Source organism: Leifsonia sp. AG29 (genome assembly GCF_009765225.1).
Classification (GTDB): domain Bacteria; phylum Actinomycetota; class Actinomycetes; order Actinomycetales; family Microbacteriaceae; genus Leifsonia.
This window is the reverse complement of the sequence record NZ_VMSF01000001.1, coordinates 2,139,977-2,161,727: the sequence shown is the minus strand read 5'-3', so window position 1 is coordinate 2,161,727 and position 21,751 is coordinate 2,139,977. Positions and strand designations below refer to the sequence as shown.

General features: G+C 71.1%; 23 protein-coding genes. 13 read left to right on the top strand and 10 right to left on the bottom strand.

The annotated features are described in order from the left end of the window. Positions 1–4: 4 nt before the first annotated feature. Positions 5–889: a M48 family metalloprotease gene (locus FPT20_RS10400; protein WP_158865018.1), complete on the top strand. Its 885-nt coding sequence runs from the start codon at positions 5–7 to the stop codon at positions 887–889. Here FPT20_RS10400 and FPT20_RS10395 read toward each other — a convergent pair. Both FPT20_RS10395 and FPT20_RS10390 read right to left on the bottom strand, forming a co-directional pair. Then, entirely contained in the window at positions 886–1,341 is a 456-nt protein-coding gene (locus tag FPT20_RS10395) for a hypothetical protein (RefSeq protein ID WP_158865016.1), read from the bottom strand. The genes FPT20_RS10400 and FPT20_RS10395 overlap by 4 nt on opposite strands. Then, positions 1,338–2,567 carry a winged helix-turn-helix domain-containing protein gene (locus FPT20_RS10390; protein WP_158865014.1) on the bottom strand — a complete coding sequence of 410 codons (1,230 nt, stop codon included), beginning with the start codon at positions 2,565–2,567 and terminating at the stop codon, positions 1,338–1,340. Before FPT20_RS10390 ends, FPT20_RS10395 begins: the two co-directional genes overlap by 4 nt. 161 nt (positions 2,568–2,728) lie before the next feature. Between FPT20_RS10390 and FPT20_RS10385 the strand changes: the two genes are divergently transcribed. The 7 genes from FPT20_RS10385 to ilvA all read left to right on the top strand — a co-directional run bounded on the left by FPT20_RS10385 (position 2,729) and on the right by ilvA (position 10,091). Next, positions 2,729–3,868 carry an ABC transporter substrate-binding protein gene (locus FPT20_RS10385; RefSeq protein ID WP_158865012.1) on the top strand — a complete coding sequence of 380 codons (1,140 nt, stop codon included), beginning with the start codon at positions 2,729–2,731 and terminating at the stop codon, positions 3,866–3,868. Further along, positions 3,847–4,839: an ABC transporter permease gene (locus FPT20_RS10380; protein ID WP_158868052.1), complete on the top strand. Its 993-nt coding sequence runs from the start codon at positions 3,847–3,849 to the stop codon at positions 4,837–4,839. The genes FPT20_RS10385 and FPT20_RS10380 overlap by 22 nt, the downstream gene beginning before the upstream one ends. Further along, positions 4,827–5,672 (top strand): ABC transporter permease subunit, encoded by an 846-nt coding sequence (locus FPT20_RS10375; RefSeq protein ID WP_158865010.1) that lies wholly within the window; start codon positions 4,827–4,829, stop codon positions 5,670–5,672. Before FPT20_RS10380 ends, FPT20_RS10375 begins: the two co-directional genes overlap by 13 nt. Before the next feature lies 1 nt (position 5,673). Beyond that, entirely contained in the window at positions 5,674–6,753 is a 1,080-nt protein-coding gene (locus tag FPT20_RS10370; protein WP_158865008.1) for an ABC transporter ATP-binding protein, read from the top strand. A 66-nt stretch (positions 6,754–6,819) separates the two neighbouring features. Continuing rightward, positions 6,820–7,407 carry a hypothetical protein gene (locus tag FPT20_RS10365; RefSeq protein ID WP_158865006.1) on the top strand — a complete coding sequence of 196 codons (588 nt, stop codon included), beginning with the start codon at positions 6,820–6,822 and terminating at the stop codon, positions 7,405–7,407. 83 nt (positions 7,408–7,490) lie between these two features. Further along, complete coding sequence (locus FPT20_RS10360) at positions 7,491–8,759, top strand: AI-2E family transporter (RefSeq protein WP_158865004.1); 1,269 nt, start codon at positions 7,491–7,493, stop codon at positions 8,757–8,759. Between the two features lie 72 nt (positions 8,760–8,831). Continuing rightward, positions 8,832–10,091, top strand: coding sequence for a threonine ammonia-lyase (ilvA, locus tag FPT20_RS10355; protein WP_158865002.1), 1,260 nt, complete (start codon positions 8,832–8,834; stop codon positions 10,089–10,091). Positions 10,092–10,154: 63 nt separating this feature from the next. Here the strand turns inward: ilvA and greA are convergent, their stop codons facing one another. Together greA and FPT20_RS10345 are read right to left on the bottom strand one after the other, a co-directional pair. Continuing rightward, complete coding sequence (gene greA, locus FPT20_RS10350; protein ID WP_158865000.1) at positions 10,155–10,643, bottom strand: transcription elongation factor GreA; 489 nt, start codon at positions 10,641–10,643, stop codon at positions 10,155–10,157. A gap of 124 nt (positions 10,644–10,767) precedes the next feature. Further along, complete coding sequence (locus tag FPT20_RS10345; protein WP_158864998.1) at positions 10,768–11,169, bottom strand: DUF4307 domain-containing protein; 402 nt, start codon at positions 11,167–11,169, stop codon at positions 10,768–10,770. Between the two features lie 201 nt (positions 11,170–11,370). Here FPT20_RS10345 and FPT20_RS10340 point away from each other — a divergent pair, with 201 nt between their 5' ends. After that, entirely contained in the window at positions 11,371–11,646 is a 276-nt protein-coding gene (locus FPT20_RS10340; RefSeq protein WP_158864996.1) for a hypothetical protein, read from the top strand. Between the two features lie 29 nt (positions 11,647–11,675). Here the strand turns inward: FPT20_RS10340 and trhA are convergent, their stop codons facing one another. Beyond that, a complete protein-coding gene (trhA, locus tag FPT20_RS10335) occupies positions 11,676–12,518 on the bottom strand; it encodes a PAQR family membrane homeostasis protein TrhA (protein WP_158864994.1) in 843 nt (280 codons plus the stop codon). A gap of 146 nt (positions 12,519–12,664) precedes the next feature. Between trhA and FPT20_RS10330 the strand changes: the two genes are divergently transcribed. From FPT20_RS10330 to FPT20_RS10320, 3 genes are all read left to right on the top strand, one after another. After that, positions 12,665–13,417, top strand: a complete 753-nt coding sequence (locus FPT20_RS10330; protein WP_199246013.1) for an isoprenyl transferase — start codon at positions 12,665–12,667, stop codon at positions 13,415–13,417. 30 nt (positions 13,418–13,447) lie between these two features. Continuing rightward, positions 13,448–14,566, top strand: coding sequence for an aminotransferase class V-fold PLP-dependent enzyme (locus FPT20_RS10325; RefSeq protein WP_158864990.1), 1,119 nt, complete (start codon positions 13,448–13,450; stop codon positions 14,564–14,566). Positions 14,567–14,794: 228 nt separating this feature from the next. Continuing rightward, a complete protein-coding gene (locus FPT20_RS10320; protein WP_233265468.1) occupies positions 14,795–16,138 on the top strand; it encodes a PhoH family protein in 1,344 nt (447 codons plus the stop codon). Between the two features lie 185 nt (positions 16,139–16,323). Here the strand turns inward: FPT20_RS10320 and FPT20_RS10315 are convergent, their stop codons facing one another. From FPT20_RS10315 to xseA, 5 genes are read right to left on the bottom strand one after another with little or no spacing between them, the layout of a single operon-like run. Then, entirely contained in the window at positions 16,324–17,730 is a 1,407-nt protein-coding gene (locus FPT20_RS10315) for a class II fumarate hydratase (protein ID WP_158864988.1), read from the bottom strand. Between the two features lie 29 nt (positions 17,731–17,759). Further along, on the bottom strand, positions 17,760–18,428 hold the full coding sequence (locus FPT20_RS10310; protein WP_158864986.1) for a carbonic anhydrase: 669 nt from the start codon (positions 18,426–18,428) through the stop codon (positions 17,760–17,762). Beyond that, positions 18,428–19,084, bottom strand: coding sequence for a DUF4245 domain-containing protein (locus FPT20_RS10305; protein WP_158864983.1), 657 nt, complete (start codon positions 19,082–19,084; stop codon positions 18,428–18,430). The genes FPT20_RS10310 and FPT20_RS10305 overlap by 1 nt, the downstream gene beginning before the upstream one ends. Further along, positions 19,081–19,344 (bottom strand): exodeoxyribonuclease VII small subunit, encoded by a 264-nt coding sequence (locus tag FPT20_RS10300; RefSeq protein WP_158864981.1) that lies wholly within the window; start codon positions 19,342–19,344, stop codon positions 19,081–19,083. The genes FPT20_RS10305 and FPT20_RS10300 overlap by 4 nt, the downstream gene beginning before the upstream one ends. 10 nt (positions 19,345–19,354) lie before the next feature. Then, a complete protein-coding gene (xseA, locus tag FPT20_RS10295; RefSeq protein ID WP_158868048.1) occupies positions 19,355–20,617 on the bottom strand; it encodes an exodeoxyribonuclease VII large subunit in 1,263 nt (420 codons plus the stop codon). Positions 20,618–20,690: 73 nt separating this feature from the next. On the opposite strand from xseA, the gene FPT20_RS10290 reads away from it, so the two are divergent. After that, a complete protein-coding gene (locus FPT20_RS10290) occupies positions 20,691–21,737 on the top strand; it encodes a 4-hydroxy-3-methylbut-2-enyl diphosphate reductase (protein WP_158868046.1) in 1,047 nt (348 codons plus the stop codon). The last annotated feature ends 14 nt before the right edge of the window (positions 21,738–21,751 follow it).

The following is a 21,751-nucleotide window of genomic DNA, read 5'->3' as shown; positions in this document are numbered from 1 at the left end:
ATCGATGTACCGGGCCATAGCCAGGAACAAGCGCAACACCGTCTTCATCATCCTGCTGTTCCTGATCATCATCGGCGCGCTCGGATGGCTCGCCGCCTACCTGTACCAGAGCTGGACGATCTTCATCGTCGTGCTGGTCGGGGCGACCCTCTACGCCCTCTTCCAGTACTTCATGGCGAGCAGTCAGGCGCTCAGCATGTCGGGGGCCGTCCCGATCACGAAGCAGGACAACCCTCGGCTCTGGAACGTCGTCGAGAACCTCTCGATCGCGACGGGGACCCCGATGCCCGCGGTCTACATCGTCGACGATCCCGCGCCGAACGCGTTCGCCACCGGCCGCGACCCGCAGCACGCGTCGGTCGCCGCGACGACCGGCCTGCTCGCCATCATGGACGACGCCGAGCTCGAGGGCGTCATGGCGCACGAGCTCGGCCATGTGCGCAACTACGACATCCGCCTCGGCATGATCGTGTTCGGTCTCACGGTGGCCATCGGCCTGATCGCCGACATCTTCCTCCGCATGGCCTTCTTCGGCGGCAACCGCAACAACAACAACGGGGGCGGGAACCCCGTGGTGCTCGTGTTCGGGCTGATCGCCGCCGTGATCGCTCCGCTCGTCGCGACCCTCGTCCAGCTCGCCGTGTCCCGGCAGCGCGAGTACCTCGCCGACGCGACCGGAGCCATGACGACGCGGCAGCCCGACGCTCTCGCGAACGCGCTGCTGAAGCTCGAGGCCTACGGGCGGCCGATGCGCAGGCAGAACAGCTCGATGGCGCACCTGTGGATCGCGGATCCCCTGAAGCCCGGCCTGATGAGCCGGCTGTTCGCGACGCACCCGCCCATCCCGGACCGCGTCGAGCGGCTCGAGAAGATGGGCAGCACCTTCTAGGCGGTCTGCTCCTCGTCCTCGTCGTCGGGCTCCGCGAGCTCGGCCGTGCCGGTGTAGCGGTAACGGACCCGCGTGCCCGTCTGCGGCTCGTCGATCAGGCGCCACTCCGTGCCCACGTTGTCGCCGTCGCCGATGATCGACACGTCGCGGATGATCTCCTTCGGGGCCCCGTCGACGTACGACTGGATGACCTCGCTGTAGACCTCCGAGTCGGGATTCAGCAGCACGGCGACATAATGGCTGGAGGCGCGGACCTCGCGGGCGGGGACCCAGAGCCGGTCGTCGAACTGCACGAGCGTGCAGCCGTCGACCCCGCCGTGGGGTCTGACGCCCGTGACGACCCCGTCGAGCCAGGTGTCGCCGTCGCGGTACGCGTACAGCTCGCGCATCGGCGACTCGTAGTCGGCCTCGTCGGCCCCGGCCTCGTCCAAGTAGTCCAGCGGTGACGTCATGCCCCGCACCTTACCCCCGTGCGCAGCGCGTCCGCGACGGCGGGAGCGAGATCTCCTCGGGCGCCCGCGGCGACCTCGACCTCCGCCAGACCCTGCCAGGCCGCCGTCTCGGCGAGGAGCGGGAGGAGGCGCTCCACGACGGCGCCCGGTGCGCCGTGCTCCGTCCAGGCCGACTGCACGCGGAGCACGCCCGCCTGCCGGTCGCTCTTGAGGTCGATCCGGCCGACCAGCGCGTCGTCGATCAGGATCGGGAGGGAGTAGTAGCCGAAGACGCGCTGCGGCGCGGGCGTGTAGATCTCGATCCGGTAGTGGAACCCGAACATCCGGAGTGCCCGGTCGCGGAACCAGACGACCGGGTCGAACGGCGAGAGCAGAGCTGCGGCCTCCATGCGGCGCGGGAACCGGGCGTCGCGGTGCACCCACACCGGGGCCGGGCGTCCGCCGCTCTCCCAGCCCGGGACCCGCACCGGGACCAGCTCGCCGGCCTCCTCCAGCTCGCGGATCGCCGTGCCGACGGCGGGACCCTTCAGCCGGTAGTAGTCGGCGAGATCGCGGGCGGTCCCGATGCCGTGCGCCACGGCGGAGCGGCGCATGAGCTCGCGGATGGCATCGGCGTCGGCCACCGTGCGGTCGAGGACGGCGGCGGGCAGGACGTCCTCGACGAGGGCGTAGCGGCGCTGGAAGCGGCTCCGACCGGCGATGGCGACCTCGCCGAAGAGGAACATGCGCTCGAGGGCGCGCTTGACCTCCGACCAGCCCCACCACGGACCGGTCCGGCGGTTCGCGTCGTGCTCGATCTCGCTCGCAGCGAGCGGGCCGTTCGCCGCGAGCTCCGAGCGGAGCCACTCGACCGTGCTCTCGTTCGCGGCGAACCACGAGTCGCCGGATCCGTACTTCTCGCGGTAGGCGCGCATGCGCCAGCGGAAGAGCGGCCAGTCCTCCTTGCGGAGGAAGGCCGCCTCGTGCGCCCAGTACTCGGTGTGCGGGCCGCGCGGATCGACCGTCAGCCGGTCGAGCAGCGCCTTGTCGTACGCCCCGAGCCGGGCGAACGCCGGGAGGTAGTGGCTGCGCTCGAAGACGTTGACCGAGTCGATCTGCAGCAGTCTCAGCCGATCGACGAGGGCGTTGAGCTGGCGCGTGCCCACCTCGGCCGGGCGGGGCCGGCCGAAGCCCTGAGCGGCGAGAGCGATGCGCCGTGCGAGCGCGGGGGAGACCTGTTCGACCACGCTCCGACACTACCGGCGGCCTCGGACAGTGCCCGTCGCGGTACGACACGCGGCGTTCACCGCCGTGTCACCGGCGCGAGGCCTCCCGGTCGTCGGCGCTTCCTAGGGTGTCCTCGGTCCGGGCGCCCCGCCCGGACCACACCTTGCACTGGAGGAAACCCGTGATCAACAAGCGTGCACGCGCCGCCGGCCTCGCCGCCGCGGCGACCGTGGTCGCCCTCTCCCTCGCCGCCTGCTCCGGCGGCGCCGACGCCAGCTCCACTCCGGGCACCGCGAAGGTCGCCACGGCGACCGACGCCGCGTCCGCCGGCGGCATGGACGCGCTCGTCGCGGCCGCCAAGAAGGAGGGGTCGCTGAACATCATCGCGACGCCCGGCGACTGGGCCAACTACCAGGAGATCTTCGACGGCTTCACCAAGAAGTACGGGATCACCATCAACCCCAGCCAGGACAGCGCCTCCAGCCAGGAGGAGATCGACGCGGCCAAGAAGCTCAAGGGGCAGGACACCGCGCCGGACACGTTCGACATCGGATCGTCGGTCGCGCTCGCGAACACCCAGTACTTCGCGCCGTACAAGCCGGCCGGCTGGGACGACGTCCCCGCCTCCCAGAAGGAGAAGGACGGCCTCTGGAAGGTCGGCTACTACGGCGTGATGGCGGTCGGCTACGACGCGAACAAGATCAAGACGCCCCCGAAGAGCTTCTCCGACCTGCTGAAGCCGGAGTTCAAGGGTGCGGTTGCGCTCAACGGGAACCCGACCCAGGCGGCCGCAGCGGCCGGCGCGGTCGCGTACGCGGCCCTGCAGAACGGCGGCACGCTCGACGACCTCACCCCGGGCGTCCAGTGGTTCTCGAAGCTGAAGCAGGCGGGCAACTGGAACGCGGCGGACGGCAAGCCGAACACCATCGCGTCCGGCGAGACCCCCGTGCTCCTCGACTGGTCCTTCAACCAGAAGGGCTACGCGACCTCCGACACGATCAAGTCGGGCGGCGTGAACTGGAAGTACGTCGTCCTTCCGGGTACCGCCTACGTCGGCTACTACAACCAGGCCATCAACAAGGACGCGCCGCACCCGGCCGCCGCGCGCCTCTGGGAGGAGTACCTCTACAGCGACGCCGCCCAGAACGCGTGGCTGAAGGGCGGCGCCTACCCGGCGCGCGTCGACGCCATGGAGAAGGCGAAGACCCTCGACACGAAGGACTTCCCGGGCAAGCTCGACAAGATCGCCGTCATGACCGACGAGCAGGCCACCAAGGCCGGTCAGCTGCTCAACTCCACCTGGGCGAACGCGGTCGGCTGATGACCGAGACCATCGCGGGCGCCGCCGCGCCCGCGGTCGAGCGGCCCGCCGCCGGGGGATCCGACACGTCGGACCCCCGGCGGCGGCCGTCGTCCGGGAGGCGCACGCCGGCCCGGCGGCGCCGCGGGCGTCTGGCCGCAGCGCTCGGCCTCACGCCGTTCGCCCTCTACGTCATCGTGTTCCTCGCCATCCCCACGGCGGTGGCCGTCGGCAGCGGCTTCTTCGACGGCGACGGACGGTTCACCGTCGCCAACCTGACGGGACTCGCCGAGCCCGCCATCGCCGCGTCGTTCTTCGGCGCCTTCTGGCTCTCGGCGGTGACCGCCGTCGTCGGCGCGCTCGCCGGCGCGGCCGTGTGCTTCGCGCTGCTGAGCTCGCGGCCGGGAGGCGCGACCCGGTCGGTCGTCGACTCGGCGAGCAGCGTCCTTGCGCAGTTCGGCGGCGTCATGCTCGCCTTCGCGTTCATCGCGACGATCGGCGCCCAGGGCCTCGTGACGGTACTGCTGCGGAACGTGTTCCACATCGACCTGTACGCGAACGGCGTCTGGCTCTACACCGTCCCGGGGCTGATCCTCCCGTACCTGTACTTCCAGATCCCCCTCATGGTCATCACGTTCCTCCCGGCGCTCGAGGGGCTGAAGCCACAGTGGCTGGAGGCGACGGCGACGCTCGGCGGCAGCCGCTGGACGTACTGGAGGCGTGTCGGCGGCCCGATCCTCCTCCCGTCGTTCCTCGGCAGCCTGCTCCTCCTGTTCGCCAACGCCTTCTCGTCGTACGCGACCGCAGCGGCGCTGGTGGGGCAGGCCAACACCATCGTGTCGCTGCAGATCCGGCAGGCGCTCATCAGCGAGACGGTGCTCGGCCGCGCCAATCTGGCCGGGTCGATGGCCCTCGGGATGCTGCTCGTCATGGTCGTCGTCATGCTGGCCTACTCCGCGCTGGTGCGCCGGACGGCGAGGTGGCAGCGATGAGCGGCGCGCTCCAGCGGCGGCCCCGTCGCGGCCCGGGACTGCGCCTCGGACCAGGTCCGGTCGTCCGGACGGTCATCGGCGTGCTCGCTGCCGCGTTCTTCCTCATCCCGCTGGTCTCGATGCTCGAGTTCACGCTCCGCACCGCGAAGCCGGGTGTCTACGACGCGAGCCGCTGGATCGCGGTGTTCAGCGGCGAGACGACCCGCTACGACCGGATCTACCAGGGCCTCGGCAACTCCCTCGTGCTCGCCGCCGTGACGGTCGCCCTCGTGCTGGTCGTGCTCCTCCCGACCATCCTGCTCGTCGAGCTGCGGTTCCCCGCGCTCCGGCGCCTGCTGGAGGCGGTCTGCCTGCTCCCGATCATGATCCCCGCGATCGTCATGGTCGTGGGGCTCGCCCCGACCTACGCGGTCGTGACCGAGATCTTCGGATCGGGCGCGTGGACCCTGGCCTTCGCGTACGGCATCACGGTGCTCCCCTACGGCTACCGGGCCATCCAGAGCGCTGTCGCGGGCGTCGACCTCGTCACGCTCAGCGAAGCCGCTCGGTCACTCGGTGCGGGATGGTGGACCGTCTTCGGCCGGGTGCTCGTCCCCAACCTGCGTCGGGGGATCCTCGCGGCGTCGGCGCTCTCGGTTGCCGTGGTGCTGGGCGAGTTCACGATCGCCTCCCTCCTCTCCCGGGTCAATCTGCAGACCTCGCTCCTGCTGGTCTCGCAGTCCGACCCGTTCGTCGCGGTCATCTTCGCCCTCCTCGCGCTGGTGTTCGCGTTCCTCCTCCTCTTCGTCGTCGACCGGATCATGAGCGTCCGGCGGCGCCCCGCGAAAGGCTGACATGAGCGCCCTCGAGGCCCCTTCCCTCCACCCCTCCCGCACCGGCTCGACCGTCGAGCTCACCGACCTCATCCGCGACTTCGGCGGCGGCGCCGGGCTCGCCGGCTTCTCGCTCTCGGCGGCCCCGGGCGAGTTCATCGCCCTCCTCGGGCCGAGCGGCTGCGGCAAGACGACGGCCCTCCGCGCGCTCGCCGGTCTCGAGCGAGTCGACGCGGGCAGCATCGTCATCGACGGTCACGATGTCACCGACGAGCCCGCGAACCGGCGCGACCTCGGCATGGTGTTCCAGTCCTACTCGCTGTTCCCGCACCTCACAGCGGCGCAGAACGTCGAGTTCGGGCTGCGGATGCGCAAGGTCCCGTCCGCCGAGCGACGCCGGAGGGCCCGGGAGGCGCTCGAGCTCGTCGGTCTCGGCCGGCACGGCGACCGCTACGCCCACCAGCTCTCCGGGGGCCAGCAGCAGCGCGTGGCGCTGGCCCGCGCCCTCGTCACCGAGCCCCGGGTCCTCCTCCTCGACGAGCCGCTCTCCGCGCTCGACGCGAAGGTACGCGTCCAGCTCCGCGACGAGATCCGCCGCCTGCAGACGGAGCTCGGCATCACCACCTTCTTCGTGACGCACGACCAGGAGGAGGCGCTCGCCGTCGCCGACCGCGTCGCGGTCATGCGGGCGGGGGCGATCGAGCAGATCGGCACGCCGGAGGAGCTCTACCACCGGCCGGCGTCGACCTTCGTGGCCGAGTTCGTCGGGCTCACCAACCGCGTCCCGGGCACCGTCGTCGCAGGGTCGCTCCGCGCGCTGGGGACGACGGTGCCGCTCGCCTCTGCGGCACCGGAGGGTCCGGTCACCGCCTATCTGCGGCCGGAGGACGTCCTGATCGCCGCAGAGGGCGTCTCCGCTACGGTCGTCACCTCCAGCTTCCTCGGGGCGCACCGCAGCACCCGTGTGCGGCTCGACGACGGCACCGAGCTGTCGCTCCAGCACGGCGCGCGCGAACGGCCGCAGGCGGGGGAGAGGGTCCGGCTCGCCGTGGGCGGTGCGCCGGTGGCCGTGACTCCGGCGGTCGATCCGGCTCGAGACTGACCGCACCGGTCGCGGTGCGCCGGATCGAGCCTCCCCGCGGGCACCCCCGACGGCTAGAGTGCGCGCATGTCCACCGAGTTCTCGGGGGCGGACGCCGAGCACACCGACGTCATCGACCCCTCCACGTTCGACAAGACCCTCGCCCTCTCGGATGTCGCCACCCGCCTGACGGTGGACGACGTCATCACCTTCCCCTGGTTCCGGCCGATCGACACGATCAGCCCCGTCCACACGGTGGGGGAGGGACGCACCAACCTGACCCTCCTCGCGCCGGACATCCTCCAGACCGACACCACCGGCACCCCGTACGCCGGATTCAGCTATCGCGACACGCTCGCCGGAGGCCCCGGCGTCTCGGTGCACTTCACCCCGTCCGCCTACGGGATCACGGCCACCGGGACGTACATCGTCTCCTTCCACATCGCGACCTCCGGCGGTGTCGACCTGGCCGTCGCCGCCTACACGGGAGGACCGGGGACGAGCGCAGCGGGTACAGGCAACCGGACCGTGTCGGGCACCGTCTCGGTGGTCGTCGCCCTGCGCGGCGTCCCCGCCGGCCAGACCACCTGGGTCTCGGTCCAGCAGAAGGGAGGCGGTTCCTGGCAGTGGTTCAGCACCTCCATCGAGTACCCGCCGCTCGTGATCAAGCTCTGACCAGGAGGCGCACCGGCTGAGGGATCGCGGGAATCGTCCTCCGGTCCGACGACCCGCCGCGCGCCCGCCCCTACACTGTCGGCATGTCCGACTTCGAGCGCCCCGGCGCGCCGGCGCCCACCCCCTCTGCAGCCGAGACCACCCCCGGACGAGCCTCCGCCCGCGCGTGGTTCCCGCGCCGCCGCCGCGACCTCGGCGAGCCGGTCGAGCCGATCGATGCTTCCCTCCCGCGGGGCGTGCGGCTGGCGAGCGCGTGGTCCTGGCGGCTCCTCGTGATCGGCGCTGCGATCGCCGTCGTCGTGTTCCTCATCGTCCAGCTCCGGCTGATCGTCATCCCCGTGCTCGTCGCGGTGCTCCTCGCGGCGCTCCTCGTCCCGTTCAAGGACTTCCTCACCCGCCACCGCTGGCCGGCGTGGCTCGCCATCGTCACCGTGCTGGTCACGCTCCTCGTCATCGTCGGCGGCCTGTTCTACGTCGCGGTCTGGCAGGTGACCCGGCAGAGCGCCGAGCTGCAGCAGCAGTCCGTTGCGGCCTTCACCGGGTTCCGCGAGTGGCTGGTGACCGGGCCGATCGGCCTGACGCAGGAGCAACTCGACCAGGCGTTCGCCTCGCTCGGGCAGTCGATCCAGCAGGACAGCCAGGTGTTCATCTCGGGCGCCCTGTCGGTGGGGTCGACGGTCGGGCACGTGCTCACCGGGGCCCTGCTGACGCTGTTCAGCGTGCTGTTCATCCTCATCGACGGCAAGGGGATCTGGGCCTGGATCGTCCGGGTCTTCCCGCGCCGGGCGCGCGCCGCGGTCGACGGTGCCGGTCGCGCCGGCTGGGTGACCCTCCGGAACTTCGCCAAGGTGCAGGTGCTCGTCGCGTTCATCGACGCGGTCGGCATCGGCCTCGTCGCGTTCTTCCTGGGCCTCCCGCTCGTCGGGCCGATCGCGGTGCTCGTCTTCCTCGGCTCGTTCATCCCCGTCGTCGGCGCCGTCGTGACCGGCGCGCTCGCGGTGATCATCGCCCTCGTCTTCAAGGGCTGGGTGTTCGCGCTCATCATGCTCGCCGGCGTCCTGGCGGTGCAGCAGCTGGAGGGGCATGTCCTCCAGCCGCTCATCATGGGGACGGCGGTCAAGGTCCACCCGCTCGCGGTCGTGCTCTCGGTGGCCGCGGGCTCCCTTCTCGCGGGCATCCCGGGCGCGCTCTTCGCCGTGCCGTTCGTGGCCGTGCTCAACGTGATGGTGCACTACGTGTCCTCAGGGAAGTGGCGCACCGCGCCCGAGCAGCAGTGGGCACCACCGCCCGGGGCGATCTGGGAGACGGTCCCGCGCGGCGTCCGGCGGCACCCCGGCGACCAGCACCGCTGACGCCGGAGCGAGCGGAGCGCGGCGGCCGACGTCATACACGCCCCGGCATACGTCCGCGAGTAGGCTGAGCGGGTGGCTTCCGTGACCCCGCACACGCGCACCCCGTTCGCCGGGCCCAGCCTCGACGACTTCGAGGCCGCGCGCGGGATCGTGGCCCGGGTCGCTCAGCCGACGCCCATGGAGTCCTCAAGGTTCCTCGCCGACGTGCTCGGAGCGCCGGTGCTCTTGAAGTGCGAGAACCTCCAGCGGACCGGGTCGTACAAGATCCGCGGCGCCTACCACCGGATGTCGCGGCTGACCGCCGAGGAACGCGAGCGCGGGGTCGTCGCCGCGTCGGCGGGCAACCACGCCCAGGGGGTCGCCTTCGCGGCGCGCGAGCTCGGCATCCACGCCACCATCTTCATGCCGGTCGGTGTCGCGATCCCGAAGTTCCAGGCGACCCGGGCGTACGGGGCCGACGTGGTGCTGAGCGGCTCGATCGTCGACGAGACGCTCCGCGCGGCAGCCGACTTCGCCGCCGAGACCGGCGCCGTTCTCATCCCTCCCTTCGACCACCCCGATGTCATCGCCGGCCAGGGCACGCTGGGCCTCGAGATCCTCGACGAGGTCCCTGACGTGGCGACCGTCGTCGTGCCCATCGGAGGCGGTGGCCTCATCTCGGGCGTCTCCAGCGCGATCAAGCAGCGAGCGGCGCGCGAGGGCCGGTCCGTCCGGGTCATCGGCGTGCAGGCGGCGAACGCGGCCGCCTACCCTCCGTCGCTGGCGGCGGGAGCACCCACCGACATCGCGATCACGGGCACGATCGCCGACGGCATCGCGGTGAGCCGTCCGGGCGCGCTGAACTTCGAGATCATCCGCGACGCGGTCGACACGGTCGTCACCGTCAGCGAGGACGACATCGCCCGCGCCCTCCTGGTTCTCCTCGAGCGCGCGAAGCTCGTGGTCGAGCCCGCGGGCGCCGCCGGCGTGGCGGCAATCCTCGCGGGCCTCGTGCCGGCCGACGGCACCACCGTGGCCATCCTCTCCGGCGGCAACATCGACCCCCTCCTGATGCAGCGCATCATCGGCCAGGGCCTCGCCGCCTCCGACCGCTACCTCAAACTCACGATCATGCTGCCCGACCGGCCGGGGCAGCTCGCCCGGATCGCCGAGCTGCTCGCGGGCGTGAATGCGAACGTCGTGGAGGTGCTCCACACCCGCCACGGGCGCGGCATGCAGCTCAGCCAGGTCGAGCTCGACGTGAGCGTCGAGACCCGGGGCACGGAGCATCGTCAGCAGGTGATCAGTGCGCTGCGGGCGGCCGGGTACGACCCGGTCGTCGACGACGACTGAGCCGGACGACGAGACGGGCCGGCGCCGAAGCGCCGACCCGTCCGGTCGCGATGTCGGGGAGGCTCAGCCGACGAACGTGTCGACCTTGGAGATCTCCACAGCGATCTGACGACCGTTGGGCGCGGTGTACTCGGTCTTGTCGCCGACCTTGAGCCCGAGGATCGCGGCGCCGAGCGGGCTGGCCTCGCTGTAGACGGGGAGGTCGGTGCCGGCCGCGATCTCGCGGCTGCCGATGAGGAAGACGCTCTCGTCGCCGGCGATCGTCGCCGTGATGACGGTGCCGGGCTCGACCACGCCGTGGCTCTCGGGAGCGGCGCCGACCTGGGCGTGGCGCAGCAGGGTGGTGAGCTGCACGATGCGCGCCTCGATCTTGCCCTGCTCCTCCTTGGCGGCGTGGTAGCCGCCGTTCTCCTTGAGGTCGCCCTCCTCGCGGGCCGCCTCGATGCGCTTCGCGATCTCGGTGCGGCCGTTGCCGCTGAGCTCCTCCAGTTCGGCGGACAGCCGGTCGTACGCGTCCTGGGTCAGAAACGTGACCTGCGACTCCTGGGACATGATGAACTCCTTTGCGCCTGCGGCGCGGTGCCGCCTCGGCGGATCGGCCGGTCCGGTCACCCGGGTGACGGGCCGGTGGTAAAGTCGACGCCCCGGCCTCAGGCCGGGGCGTATCCGCATAATGCTAGGTCAGCCAGCAGGTGTTAATCAAACCCGTGTTCGGCTGCGCGATCGTCCGGATCGTCTCGGTGTGCGTGGTGACCCGGCTGTCGGCGCCCGGGTACTCGACGATGCGCCAGCCCACGATCGCGAACGACTCGTTCAGCGCCTGCAGCGCGCAGGTGACGGGGGTTCCCGGAGGCGCGTTGATGGTGAAACTGATCTTCACGTGGTGCGCGTCGGGGATGACGTAGGCGGTGTCGGTCGTCTCGAGGTCGGCCTGGTTGTTGTCCCAGCCGGCCCAGAAAACCCAGGCGACGACGACGGCGAGCACCGCCACGGCGCCCCCGGCGAGCAGCCATCGGTCGCGCCGGCGCCTCGCGGGGGTGCGGCCGTAGCGGGAATCGAGGGATCGGGTCGCCGTCATTCGTGCACCGCCATGGCGTGCCGGTCCGCCTTCCGCCGGGAGTGGGTGGGTCGAGGGGCCCCGTCGGGAGCGACGGTAGGCTGGGATCCAGACTAAGAGAGAAAGCTGTGAATCCCGCCGCCGCGGGCCCGCAGCCCCGACGCGGAGGTGGACTCGCACCATGGCCCGGACCGAGCCGTTCGCCCGACGGGAGGCGCACCGATGATCGGTCACGCCCTCCTGGACCTCTCGGTGCGGCTTGCCGCCACCCCGGCGCCCACCCCGACCGGGGCGCCGAGCGACGACCAGGTGACGCCCGGCGTCGTGGGGTTCGTCATCACCTTCCTGCTGGCCGTCGTCGTCGTCCTGCTCGTGCTGGACATGGTGCGGCGGATCCGGCGCGTCCGCTACCGGGCCGAGGTGGCCGAGAAGCTCGACGCCGAACAGGCCGCGGCCGACGGCGACGCGGGCTCGCCGGGTGATCGCCCGAGCTCCTGACGCGCGGGGGCTCCTGACCGGCGCGGCTCCTAGCCCGCGTTGTAGGCGGGGTGCAGGGCGATCAGCAGGGTGGCCGTCCAGTGGCACAGGAACGCCAGCACGGTCAGCGTGTGGAAGATCTCGTGGAACCCGAACCGGCCGGGGAACGGATTCGGCCGCTTCATGCCGTAGATCACCGCGCCGATCGTGTAGAGCACGCCGCCCACGATCACGAGCACCATCATCGCGGCGTTGGCGTGCACGAGGTCGACGATGTCCATCATCGCCGCCCAGCCGAGGAGCACGTAGAGCGGGACGTACAGCCATCGCGGCGCGTGGATCCAGAAGACGCGGAACCCGATGCCGACGAGGGCGCCGGCCCAGACGAGCGACAGCAGCAGCACGCCCTTCTCCGGCGGCAGCGCGAGGACGGCGAGCGGGGTGTACGTCCCGGCGATGAGCAGGAAGATGTTCGCGTGGTCGATGCGCTTCAGGACGATCTTCGTGCGCGGTTTCCAGTTGAAGCGGTGGTACAGCGCCGAGTTTCCGAACAGCAGCATCGAGGTCAGCATGAAGACCGCCGACGCCCACTTGGCGGGGGCGCCGTGAGCCAGGCAGATGAGGACGATGCCCGCCACGATGGTGGCCGGGAAGGTGCCCGCGTGGATCCAGCCGCGCCAGGTCGGCTTGACGTCGGCGGGGTTCGCGAGGGAGGCGTCGAGCAGCGGGATGTTGGGGATCTCCGGACCGGTGGTGCGCGCCTCCCGCTCGTCGGCCTGCACGGCCCGATCCGCCCCGTCGAGCTCCGCGGCCGGCTCCTGGAGGAGCTCGCCGACGTCTTCGCCCTCGCGGAAACGGAGATCGCGGGGGTCGGGGGTGTCTCGCGGCGCCATGGACCAAGCGTAAGGGGAGACGGGTGTCCGGCGCCTGTGAGCCGCGTCCGGGAAGGCCGCGCTAACGTAGCAGCGTGAGCAGACGCGACGGATCCGGAGCAGGCGACGCCGGCACCTCGCAGAACAAGCGCGAGCCGGGTCGCGGGCTGCTGTACGGGCTCTACCAGAAGCGGCTGAAGCGCGATCTCAACCGCGACGCGCTCCCGCGTCATGTCGCCATGATCATCGACGGCAACCGCCGGTGGGCGCGGCAGGCCGGCCTCACCACGGTCGCCCACGGTCACCGCGCCGGTGCCGCGAAGATGCGCGAGTTCCTCGAGTGGTGCGACGAGCTGGGCATCGCGGTCGTGACCCTCTACCTGCTGTCGTCGGACAATCTCACCAACCGCGACAGCTCGGAGCTCGACGACCTCATCGAGATCATCGCGCAGCTCGCCGAGGACCTCTCGCACGCCGGCGACTGGAGGGTCAAGCACGTCGGCTCGACCGCCGGGCTCCCCGAGACGCTCGTCCGGGCGCTCGGCGAGGCGGAGGCGCGCACCGCCGGGCACACCGGGATGCACATCAACCTCGCCGTCGGGTACGGGGGCCGCAAGGAGATCACCGACGCGATGCGCAGCATCGTCGCCGCGCATCACGCCGAGGGCGGCAGCCTCGAGACGCTCGCCGACCTCCTCACCCCCGACCTCATCGGCGAGCACCTGTACACCGGCGGCCAGCCCGACCCCGACCTGGTGATCCGCACCTCCGGCGAGCAGCGCCTCAGCGACTTCATGCTGTGGCAGAGTGCGCACAGCGAGTTCTACTTCGTGGAGGCGCTCGGTCCCGACCTCCGCGAGGTCGACTTCCTGCGGGCGGTCCGCGACTACTCGCGGCGGCAGCGCCGGTACGGCGGCTGACGCACCCTGCGCCCCTGACAGAATGGTGCGGTGACGACGCTCGACCAGTACCTCAGCGGCTTCGGCGAGGAACCCGGCTACCTCGACTACGGCCGGGTGGGGCCGATCTCGGCGACCGTGCGCGCCGAGATCTCAGCGCAGTACGAGACGCTCGCTCGCGCCCGATTCGGCACCATCGAGCGCATGCGCTCCGAGGACGAGCGAGTGCGCGACGCCGTCGGCGCACTGACGGGGTTCGCCCCCGATCAGATCGTGTTCCAGCCGAACGCCTCCAGCGGACTCATGCACGCCGCATTCGGGCTGACGGGAGGGGAGGTGCTGCTCTCGCTCGCTGAGTTCCCCAGCGTCACCTACGCGGCCGAGCGCGCCTCCCATGCCCTTCGGGTGGTGACGCCGGTCTGGCTCGAGACCGACGACGGGAAGGTGACGCCGTCGCGCATCAGGGATCAGCTCACCTCGAGCACGGCCGCCGTGATGGTGAGCCTCGTCGACTCGCGGACCGGCTACCTCGCCGACATCGACGGCATCCGTCAGGTGATCGGCGACCGCCTTCTCATCGTCGACGCGATCCAGGGCTTCGGCGTCGTGGATGCGCCGTACGAGGTCGCCGACGTGGTCGTATCGGGCGGCCAGAAGTGGACCCGGGCGGGCTGGGGCACGGGCTTCCTCGCGCTGAGCGAGCGTGCCATCGACCACCTGACCCCGGTCTTCAGCGGGTGGACCGGGTCGGGCGCCGAGCAGCCGTGGGACGAGGTCCGGGATCCGGTCCGCGGCGCCGCGGCGTTCTCGATCTCCAATCCGGACCCGGTCGCGGAGGCGCGCTTCGCCGCGGCGCTCGAGGAGATCGTCGAGGTCGGCGTGGCAGCCATCGCCGATGCGGTCTCCGACAGCGTCGAGCGCGTGCTCGACCTGGCGGACGAGTTCGCCGTACCGGTCGCCTCCTCGCGGGATCAGGCGGAGCGCGCCGGGATCGTCGTCCTCGAGCCGCAGCCCGAGGAACTGACGGTGCTCGCCGCCTCCCTGTTCAACCACGGCGTGACCGCGTCGGTGAGATCCACGACTGTCCGGATCAGCGCCCACGCGGGGACGGGCGAGGAGACGTTCGACATGCTGCGCGCAGCCTTCACGTCCTTCGCATCGGCCACCTGAGCCCGCGGCGGGCGTCCGCAAGCTCCCACAACTGGGGGCGATTGTTCACCTCCCCGAAACACGACACGCGGCCACGGCGGTGCTGCGTGTCGGTGGCCGGGCGTAGCGTCGACTCATCGGGCACGGCGCCCGATCGAGACGGCCACATAAGTTCGTTTCGAGACCCAGCGGCCGGCTCGCCATTGTGATCCGCTCAGCTCCCGAGGGAGCGGCGGGGTGGGAGTGGTCGTGGCTGAATCAGCAACCCGACAGGACGCATCGGCACCCGGTACGACGGGGACGCTCGAGCGCACATACGTGCTCGACACGTCCGTCCTGCTGTCCGATCCGAAGGCGATCTTCCGGTTCGCCGAGCATGCTGTCGTGATCCCGGTCGTCGTGGTCAGCGAGCTCGAGGGCAAGCGGAACGACCCCGAGATCGGGTACTTCGCGCGGCAGGCGCTGCGCAACCTCGACGATCTCCGGGTGCAGCACGAGCGCCTCGACTTCCCGATCCCGGTCGGCGACGGCGGCTCCCTCCGGGTGGAGCTCAACCACTCGAACATGTCCGTCCTTCCGAGCGGCATGCAGCTCGGCGACAACGACTCCCGCATCCTCGCCGTCGCGCTCAACCTCGCCGCCGACGGACTCGACGTCACCGTCGTCTCCAAAGATCTCCCGATGCGCGTCAAGGCCGCGTCGATCGGTCTCGCCGCCGAGGAGTACCGCCACGAACAGGTGGTCGACTCCGGCTGGACCGGGCTCGCGGAGGTGACGCTCGGCAGCGACCAGATGGCCGGACTGTACGAGAGCGAGTGGATGCGCAGCGACCTGGTCGCGGGCATGCCGGTGAACACCGGGCTCATCATCCACTCCGACCGTGGCTCCGCCCTCGGGCGCGTCGTCGCCGACCGCGAGGTCAAGCTCGTGCGCGGCGACCGCGACGTCTTCGGCCTCCACGGCCGGTCGGCCGAGCAGCGGCTCGCCATCGACCTCCTGCTCGACCCGGAGATCGGCATCCTGTCGCTCGGCGGCCGCGCCGGGACGGGCAAATCGGCGCTCGCACTGTGCGCGGGCCTGGAGGCGGTGCTCGAGCGGCAGCAGCACAAGAAGATCATGGTCTTCCGCCCCCTCTACGCGGTCGGCGGCCAGGAGCTCGGCTACCTGCCCGGCGACCAGGGCGAGAAGATGAACCCGTGGGGCCAGGCCGTGTTCGACACGCTCGGCGCGCTCGTGTCGCAGAACGTCCTCGACGAGGTCGTCGAGCGGGGGATGCTCGAGGTGCTCCCGCTGACGCACATCCGCGGGCGGTCCCTCCACGACGCCTTCGTGATCGTCGACGAGGCGCAGTCGCTCGAACGGAACGTGCTGCTCACGGTGCTCAGCCGTATCGGCCAGAACTCGCGAGTGGTCCTCACGCACGACGTCGCACAGCGCGACAACCTCCGCGTCGGGCGGCACGACGGCGTCGCGAGCGTCATCGAGACGCTCAAGGGTCACCCGCTGTTCGCCCACATCACCCTGACGCGGTCGGAGCGCTCCGCCATCGCGGCCCTGGTCACCGAGATGCTGGAGGGCAACGAGCTGGCCTAGCGCCCTGCTCCGCTGCAGTGTCGGAAAGGGAGGAGTTCTCGAGTCCCCGTGCTCGAGAACTCCTCCCTTTCCCGACGACTCGCCGCTACGCGGCCTTGCACCCCTCCGATGCCGGCAGGCACACGAAGAAGCGCCCCGAATCGGAAGATCCGGGGCGCTCCTGGCAGGCGTTCGCGGGTGCCGGGTCAGCCCGGGTGCGTCATGGTGAGGACGTCGAGGGCCTTGTCCAGCTGCTCGAGCGTGACCTCTCCGCGCTCGACGAAGCCGAGGTCGATCACCGCCTCGCGTACCGTCATGCCGTTCGCCACGGAGTGCTTCGCGACCTTCGCCGCGGCCTCGTAGCCGATGACACGGTTGAGGGGCGTCACGATGGAGGGGCTCGACTCGGCGAGGGCGCGCGCCCGCTCGAGGTTCGCCTCCAGGCCCCTGACCGTCTTGTCGGCCAGCACGCGGCTCGCCTGGGTGAGCAGCCGGACCGACTCGAGCAGGGCGGTGCCCATGACCGGGATGGCCACGTTGAGCTCGAACAGGCCGGAGGCGCCGCTCCAGGCGATGGTCGCGTCGTTGCCGACGACCCGAGCGGCGACCATGAGGACGGCCTCCGGGATGACCGGGTTGACCTTGCCCGGCATGATGGAGGACCCCGGCTGCAGGTCGGGGATGTGGAGCTCGCCGAGGCCCGTGTTCGGTCCCGAGCCCATCCAGCGCAGGTCGTTGGAGATCTTCGTGAGCGACACGGCGATCGTCCGGAGCGCGCCCGAGGTCTCGACCAGGGCGTCGCGGTTGGCCTGCGCCTCGAAGTGGTTGCGGGCCTCGGTGATCGGCAGCTCGGTCTCGGCGCGGAGGAGCTCGATCACCAGCTGCGGGAAACCGAGCGGGGTGTTGATGCCGGTGCCGACGGCGGTTCCGCCGAGCGGGACCTCGGCCACGCGCGTGAGGGCCGCCTGCACGCGCTCGATGCCGTAGCGGATCTGGGCCGCGTAGCCGCCGAACTCCTGGCCGAGCGTGACCGGCGTGGCGTCCATCAGGTGGGTGCGACCGCTCTTGACCGCGGTCGCCCAGAGCTCCGCCTTCTCCTCGAGGGCCACGGCGAGGTGGTCGAGCGCGGGGATGAGGTCGTCGATGAGCGCACCGGTGACGGCGATGTGCACCGAGGTCGGGAACACGTCGTTCGACGACTGCGAGGCGTTGACCTGGTCGTTCGGGTGGACCGGCCGGCCCAGCCGCCGCGATGCCAGCGTCGCCAGGACCTCGTTCATGTTCATGTTCGAGGAGGTGCCGGACCCGGTCTGGTACACGTCGATCGGGAACTCGCCGTTGTAGCGACCGGTCACGACCTCGTCGGCCGCGGCGGCGATCGCCTCGGCGACGTCCTGGTCGAGCACGCCGAGGCGCGCGTTGGCGAGCGCCGCGGACTTCTTGATGCGCGCCAGCGCGGCGATCTGGGCCGGCTCGAGCACCGACCCCGAGATGGGGAAGTTCTCGACGGCGCGCTGCGTCTGCGCGCTGTAGAGCGCGTCCTTCGGGACGCGCACCTCGCCCATCGTGTCGTGCTCGATGCGGAACTCGGAGTCCGCCTGGGTGTCCACCACGGTGTGTTCTTCCTTTCTGATGCCCGCGCTCAGTGCGCGGGCTCTGGCTCGGCGGCCGGTTCGGCCAGGCCGAGGACGACGTCGGGGATGACCCGACCCTCCTGGAGGCGGTAGTTGGCGCCCACGATCGCCAGCACGTTGTCGGCGACCGCCGTGCTGATGATCTCCGACTTGGCGAGGAGGTCGGCGACGGTGTCGCGCAGGTGCTCGCGCCCGACCTCGGCGGCGTCGACGGTGCCGGGGGAGACGGGCTCGCCCGGTCCGGAGGCGGCGACCCGGTGGACGGCGGGGACGATCGGCGCGATCAGATCGGCGATGTGGGGAGGGAGCGGCGCGGCATCCGGAGCCTGGGAGGCGATCGCGGAGGCGACGGCGCCGCAGTTGTCGTGGCCGAGCACCAGGATGAGCGGGACGTGGAGCACGGCGACGGCGTACTCGAGCGAGCCGATCGCGGAGTCGGAGGCGACCTGACCCGCGTTGCGGATCACGAACGCGTCGCCGAGGCCCATGTCGAAGATGATCTCGGCTGCGAGGCGCGAGTCGGAGCAGCCGAAGATCGCCGCGACGGGATCCTGGCCGGCGGCGACGAACTCGCGCCGCTGCACGTCCTGGTGGGGGTGCGCGGGCGTTCCGGCGACGAAGCGCTCGTTGCCGGCGAGCATGGCGTTCCAGACTTTTCCGGGACGGGTGGTGGGCATCACTTACCTCCGAGGCTGGTGAGCTGGGCGGACAGGGACGAGGCGACGGTGCGGAACTCGGCGTCGTCAGCGGTGCCGAAGACGACGACGGTGCTGCGGCCGGCGGTGGTGACGAGGGCGTACTCGACGTTCCCGGCATCGGCGGACGACGAGCGGTTGTCGTAGACATCCCACGTGATGCCGTCGATCGTGCGGGTGCCTTTCGCCATCGAGCGGTTCACCTGGTTGGCGACCCAGCTGTCGTTGGCGCGGAAGCCCTGCGTGATGCCGATGAACTGGCCCTTCGGGGTGAGGAGGCCGACGTACCAGTTGTCGACGTTGTCGGGGGTCTTCGTGCGGAGCTCGGCGTTGTTCGACTTCCAGCCGGCCGGCAGCTTCGGGACGAGGAGGTGGTCCGGCTCGCTGCCCTGCGCCTGCTGCGCGACGGCGGCGTAGTCGACCGCGGGCGTCGTGCCCACGGGGTTGCCGCGCGGGACGATCAGCACGATGACGGCCACCAGGGCGAGCGTCGCCAGGAGCGACAGCACCAGGTTGTTGACGGTCTGGCGGTTGCGGTGATCGGCCGAGTTCTTCGCCTTGCGCGCAGCGGTCTCTTCCGGCGTCTCCGGCCGGCCGAGCTCGGCGACGATCGCCGGCGGTTTGTCGCGAGGACTCATTCGGCCCGCGGCTCCGGCGCACTCCCGGCCGCACCGGCGCGCGCGGCCTCGAGGCGCGCCTTCGCACCGATCAGCCACTCCTCGCAGTGCCGGGCGAGCGCCTCGCCCCGCTCCCAGAGCGCGATCGACTCCTCGAGCGTCGCGTTGCCCTGCTCGAGCTCGCCGACGACCCGCACGAGCTCGTCGCGCGCCTCCTCGTAGCTCAGGGCGCCGATGGCGCCGAGAGCGTCCGTGGCCGAAGTCGTCTCGGTGGGGGGCATGTCGACCATTCTATTTCCCCTCCGGGTGCGCGGGTGAGGTGACCGGGGCGCCGGCCACCGCGGCGAAGGCGCCGCCGGAGACGGTGACGCGCAGCTCCGAGCCCGCTGGTGCCTCCCCCGGCGCGGTCACCACGTGCCCGGCGGCCGTCTGGACGATGGCGTACCCGCGGTCGAGCGTGCCCTGCGGCGACAGGGCGCGCAGTTGACCGCGGAGCTCGGCGACCCGCGTCGTCTCGCGCTCGACGCAGCGACCGACGAGCTCCGTGCCGCGTGCGACGTAGCGGGTGAGCTCCTCGGCGCGGCGATCGACGATCCAGGCGGGGGAGGCGAGGGCCGGCCGGGTCCGGAGGTGCCCGATGCGGTCGATCTCGTGGGCGATCAGGTGGGTGAGGCGCGTGCCGATGCGCGCGCGGGCCTGCTGCACCCGGGCGAGCTCCTCGGCGACGTCGGGCACGACGCGCTTCGCCGCGTCGGTGGGCGTGGAGGCGCGCAGGTCGGCCACCTCGTCGAGCAGCGGCCGGTCGGCCTCGTGCCCGATCGCGCTGACGATCGGCGTGGTCGCGGCCGCTGCCGCACGGACCAGCCGCTCGTCGCTGAAGCCGAGCAGGTTCTGGAAGTCGCCGCCGCCCCGCGCGACGATGATCACCTCGACCTCCGGGTCGCCGTCGAGCGTCCGGATCGCCGAGATCACCTCCGTCACCGTCCGCTCGCCCTGCACGGCCGCGTGGACGACCCGGAACCGGACCTGGGGCCAGCGCAGCTGCGCGTTCCGGAGCACGTCCTTCTCGGCGTCGGAGTCCTTGCCGGTGACGAGACCGATGGTGTGCGGGAGGAACGGGAGGCGCTTCTTGCGCTCGGCCGCGAACAGCCCCTCCGCGGCGAGCTGCTGCCGCAACCGCTCCAGCCGCTCGAGCAGGTCGCCGAGGCCCACGTGCTTCATGTCGTAGACCTGCATGGTCAGGGTGCCGCCCTTGACCCAGAAGTTCGGCTTGATCGCCGCGACCACGCGGTCGCCCTGCTTGAGATCGGCCGGGATGCGCGCCTTGACCGACGACCAGATGGTGAAGCTGATCGTGGCGTCCTCGGTGAGGTCTTTGAGCTTGCCGTAGACGTTGCCGCCGGAGACGCCCCACTGGGTGATCTCGCCCTCGACCCAGGCGGTCCCGAGGCGGTCGATCCAGCCCTTGATCTTGCTGCTGAGCAGCGCGACGGGCCAGGGCGCGTCGGCGGTCGGCGGCCCAGCGCTCATCGTGACCGTGGCGGTCTCGCTCACCGGCACCTCCCATTCACCGTCCAGTGCGCTCACGTAGGATCGAAGGGTGAGCGACGCAACCATCAGCCTCCCGATGCCGCGGATTCCGGTGCGCCGTGAGCCGGGCTCGCGAGGTCGGCTTCAGGATAACCCGGTCGTCGGACACAAGCGGGTGCTGCTCGCCGCCCCGCGCGGTTACTGCGCCGGCGTGGACCGCGCGGTCGTCGCAGTCGAGAAGGCGCTCGACCTCTACGGCGCGCCCGTCTACGTGCGCAAGCAGATCGTCCACAACGTCCACGTCGTGTCGGAGCTCGAGCAGCAGGGCGCCATCTTCGTCGACGAGGTCGACGAGGTCCCGCCCGGCGCCCACGTCGTGTTCTCGGCGCACGGCGTCTCGCCGGCAGTCGTGAACTCCGCGGCGGAGCGGGGCCTCCAGGCGATCGACGCCACGTGCCCGCTCGTGACCAAGGTGCACCGCGAGGCCGTGCGCTTCGCCCGCGACGACTTCGAGATCCTCCTGATCGGTCACGCCGGCCACGAGGAGGTCGAGGGCACCGCCGGTGAGGCGCCCGACCACGTAACCCTCGTCAACGGCCCGGGCGACGTCGACAGCGTCGTGGTGCGCGACCCCGACAAGGTCGTCTGGCTGTCGCAGACCACGCTGTCCGTCGACGAGACGATGGAGACGGTGCGACGCCTGCGCGAGCGCTTCCCGAACCTCCAGGATCCGCCCAGCGACGACATCTGCTACGCCACGCAGAACCGCCAGGTCGCCATCAAGAAGGTCGCCGAGCAGGCCGACCTCGTGATCGTCGTCGGTTCCGCGAACTCCTCCAACTCGGTCCGCCTGGTGGAGGTGGCTCTCGAGTACCGAGCGAAGGCCGCGTACCGGGTCGACTACGCCAACGAGATCCGGCAGGAGTGGCTCGACGGCGTCGAGACGGTCGGTGTGACGAGCGGCGCCTCCGTGCCCGAGGTCCTCGTCCAGGAGGTGCTGTCCGACCTCGCCGACGCGGGCTACGCCGACGTCGCCGAGGTGAAGACGGCGGAGGAGGACCTCATGTTCTCCCTGCCGAAGGAGCTCCGCAAAGACGTCACCGGCAAGCAGGACGCCCGCGCCCTCGGCGGCCGCGGCCGCTGAGCCGGCGCCGCTGG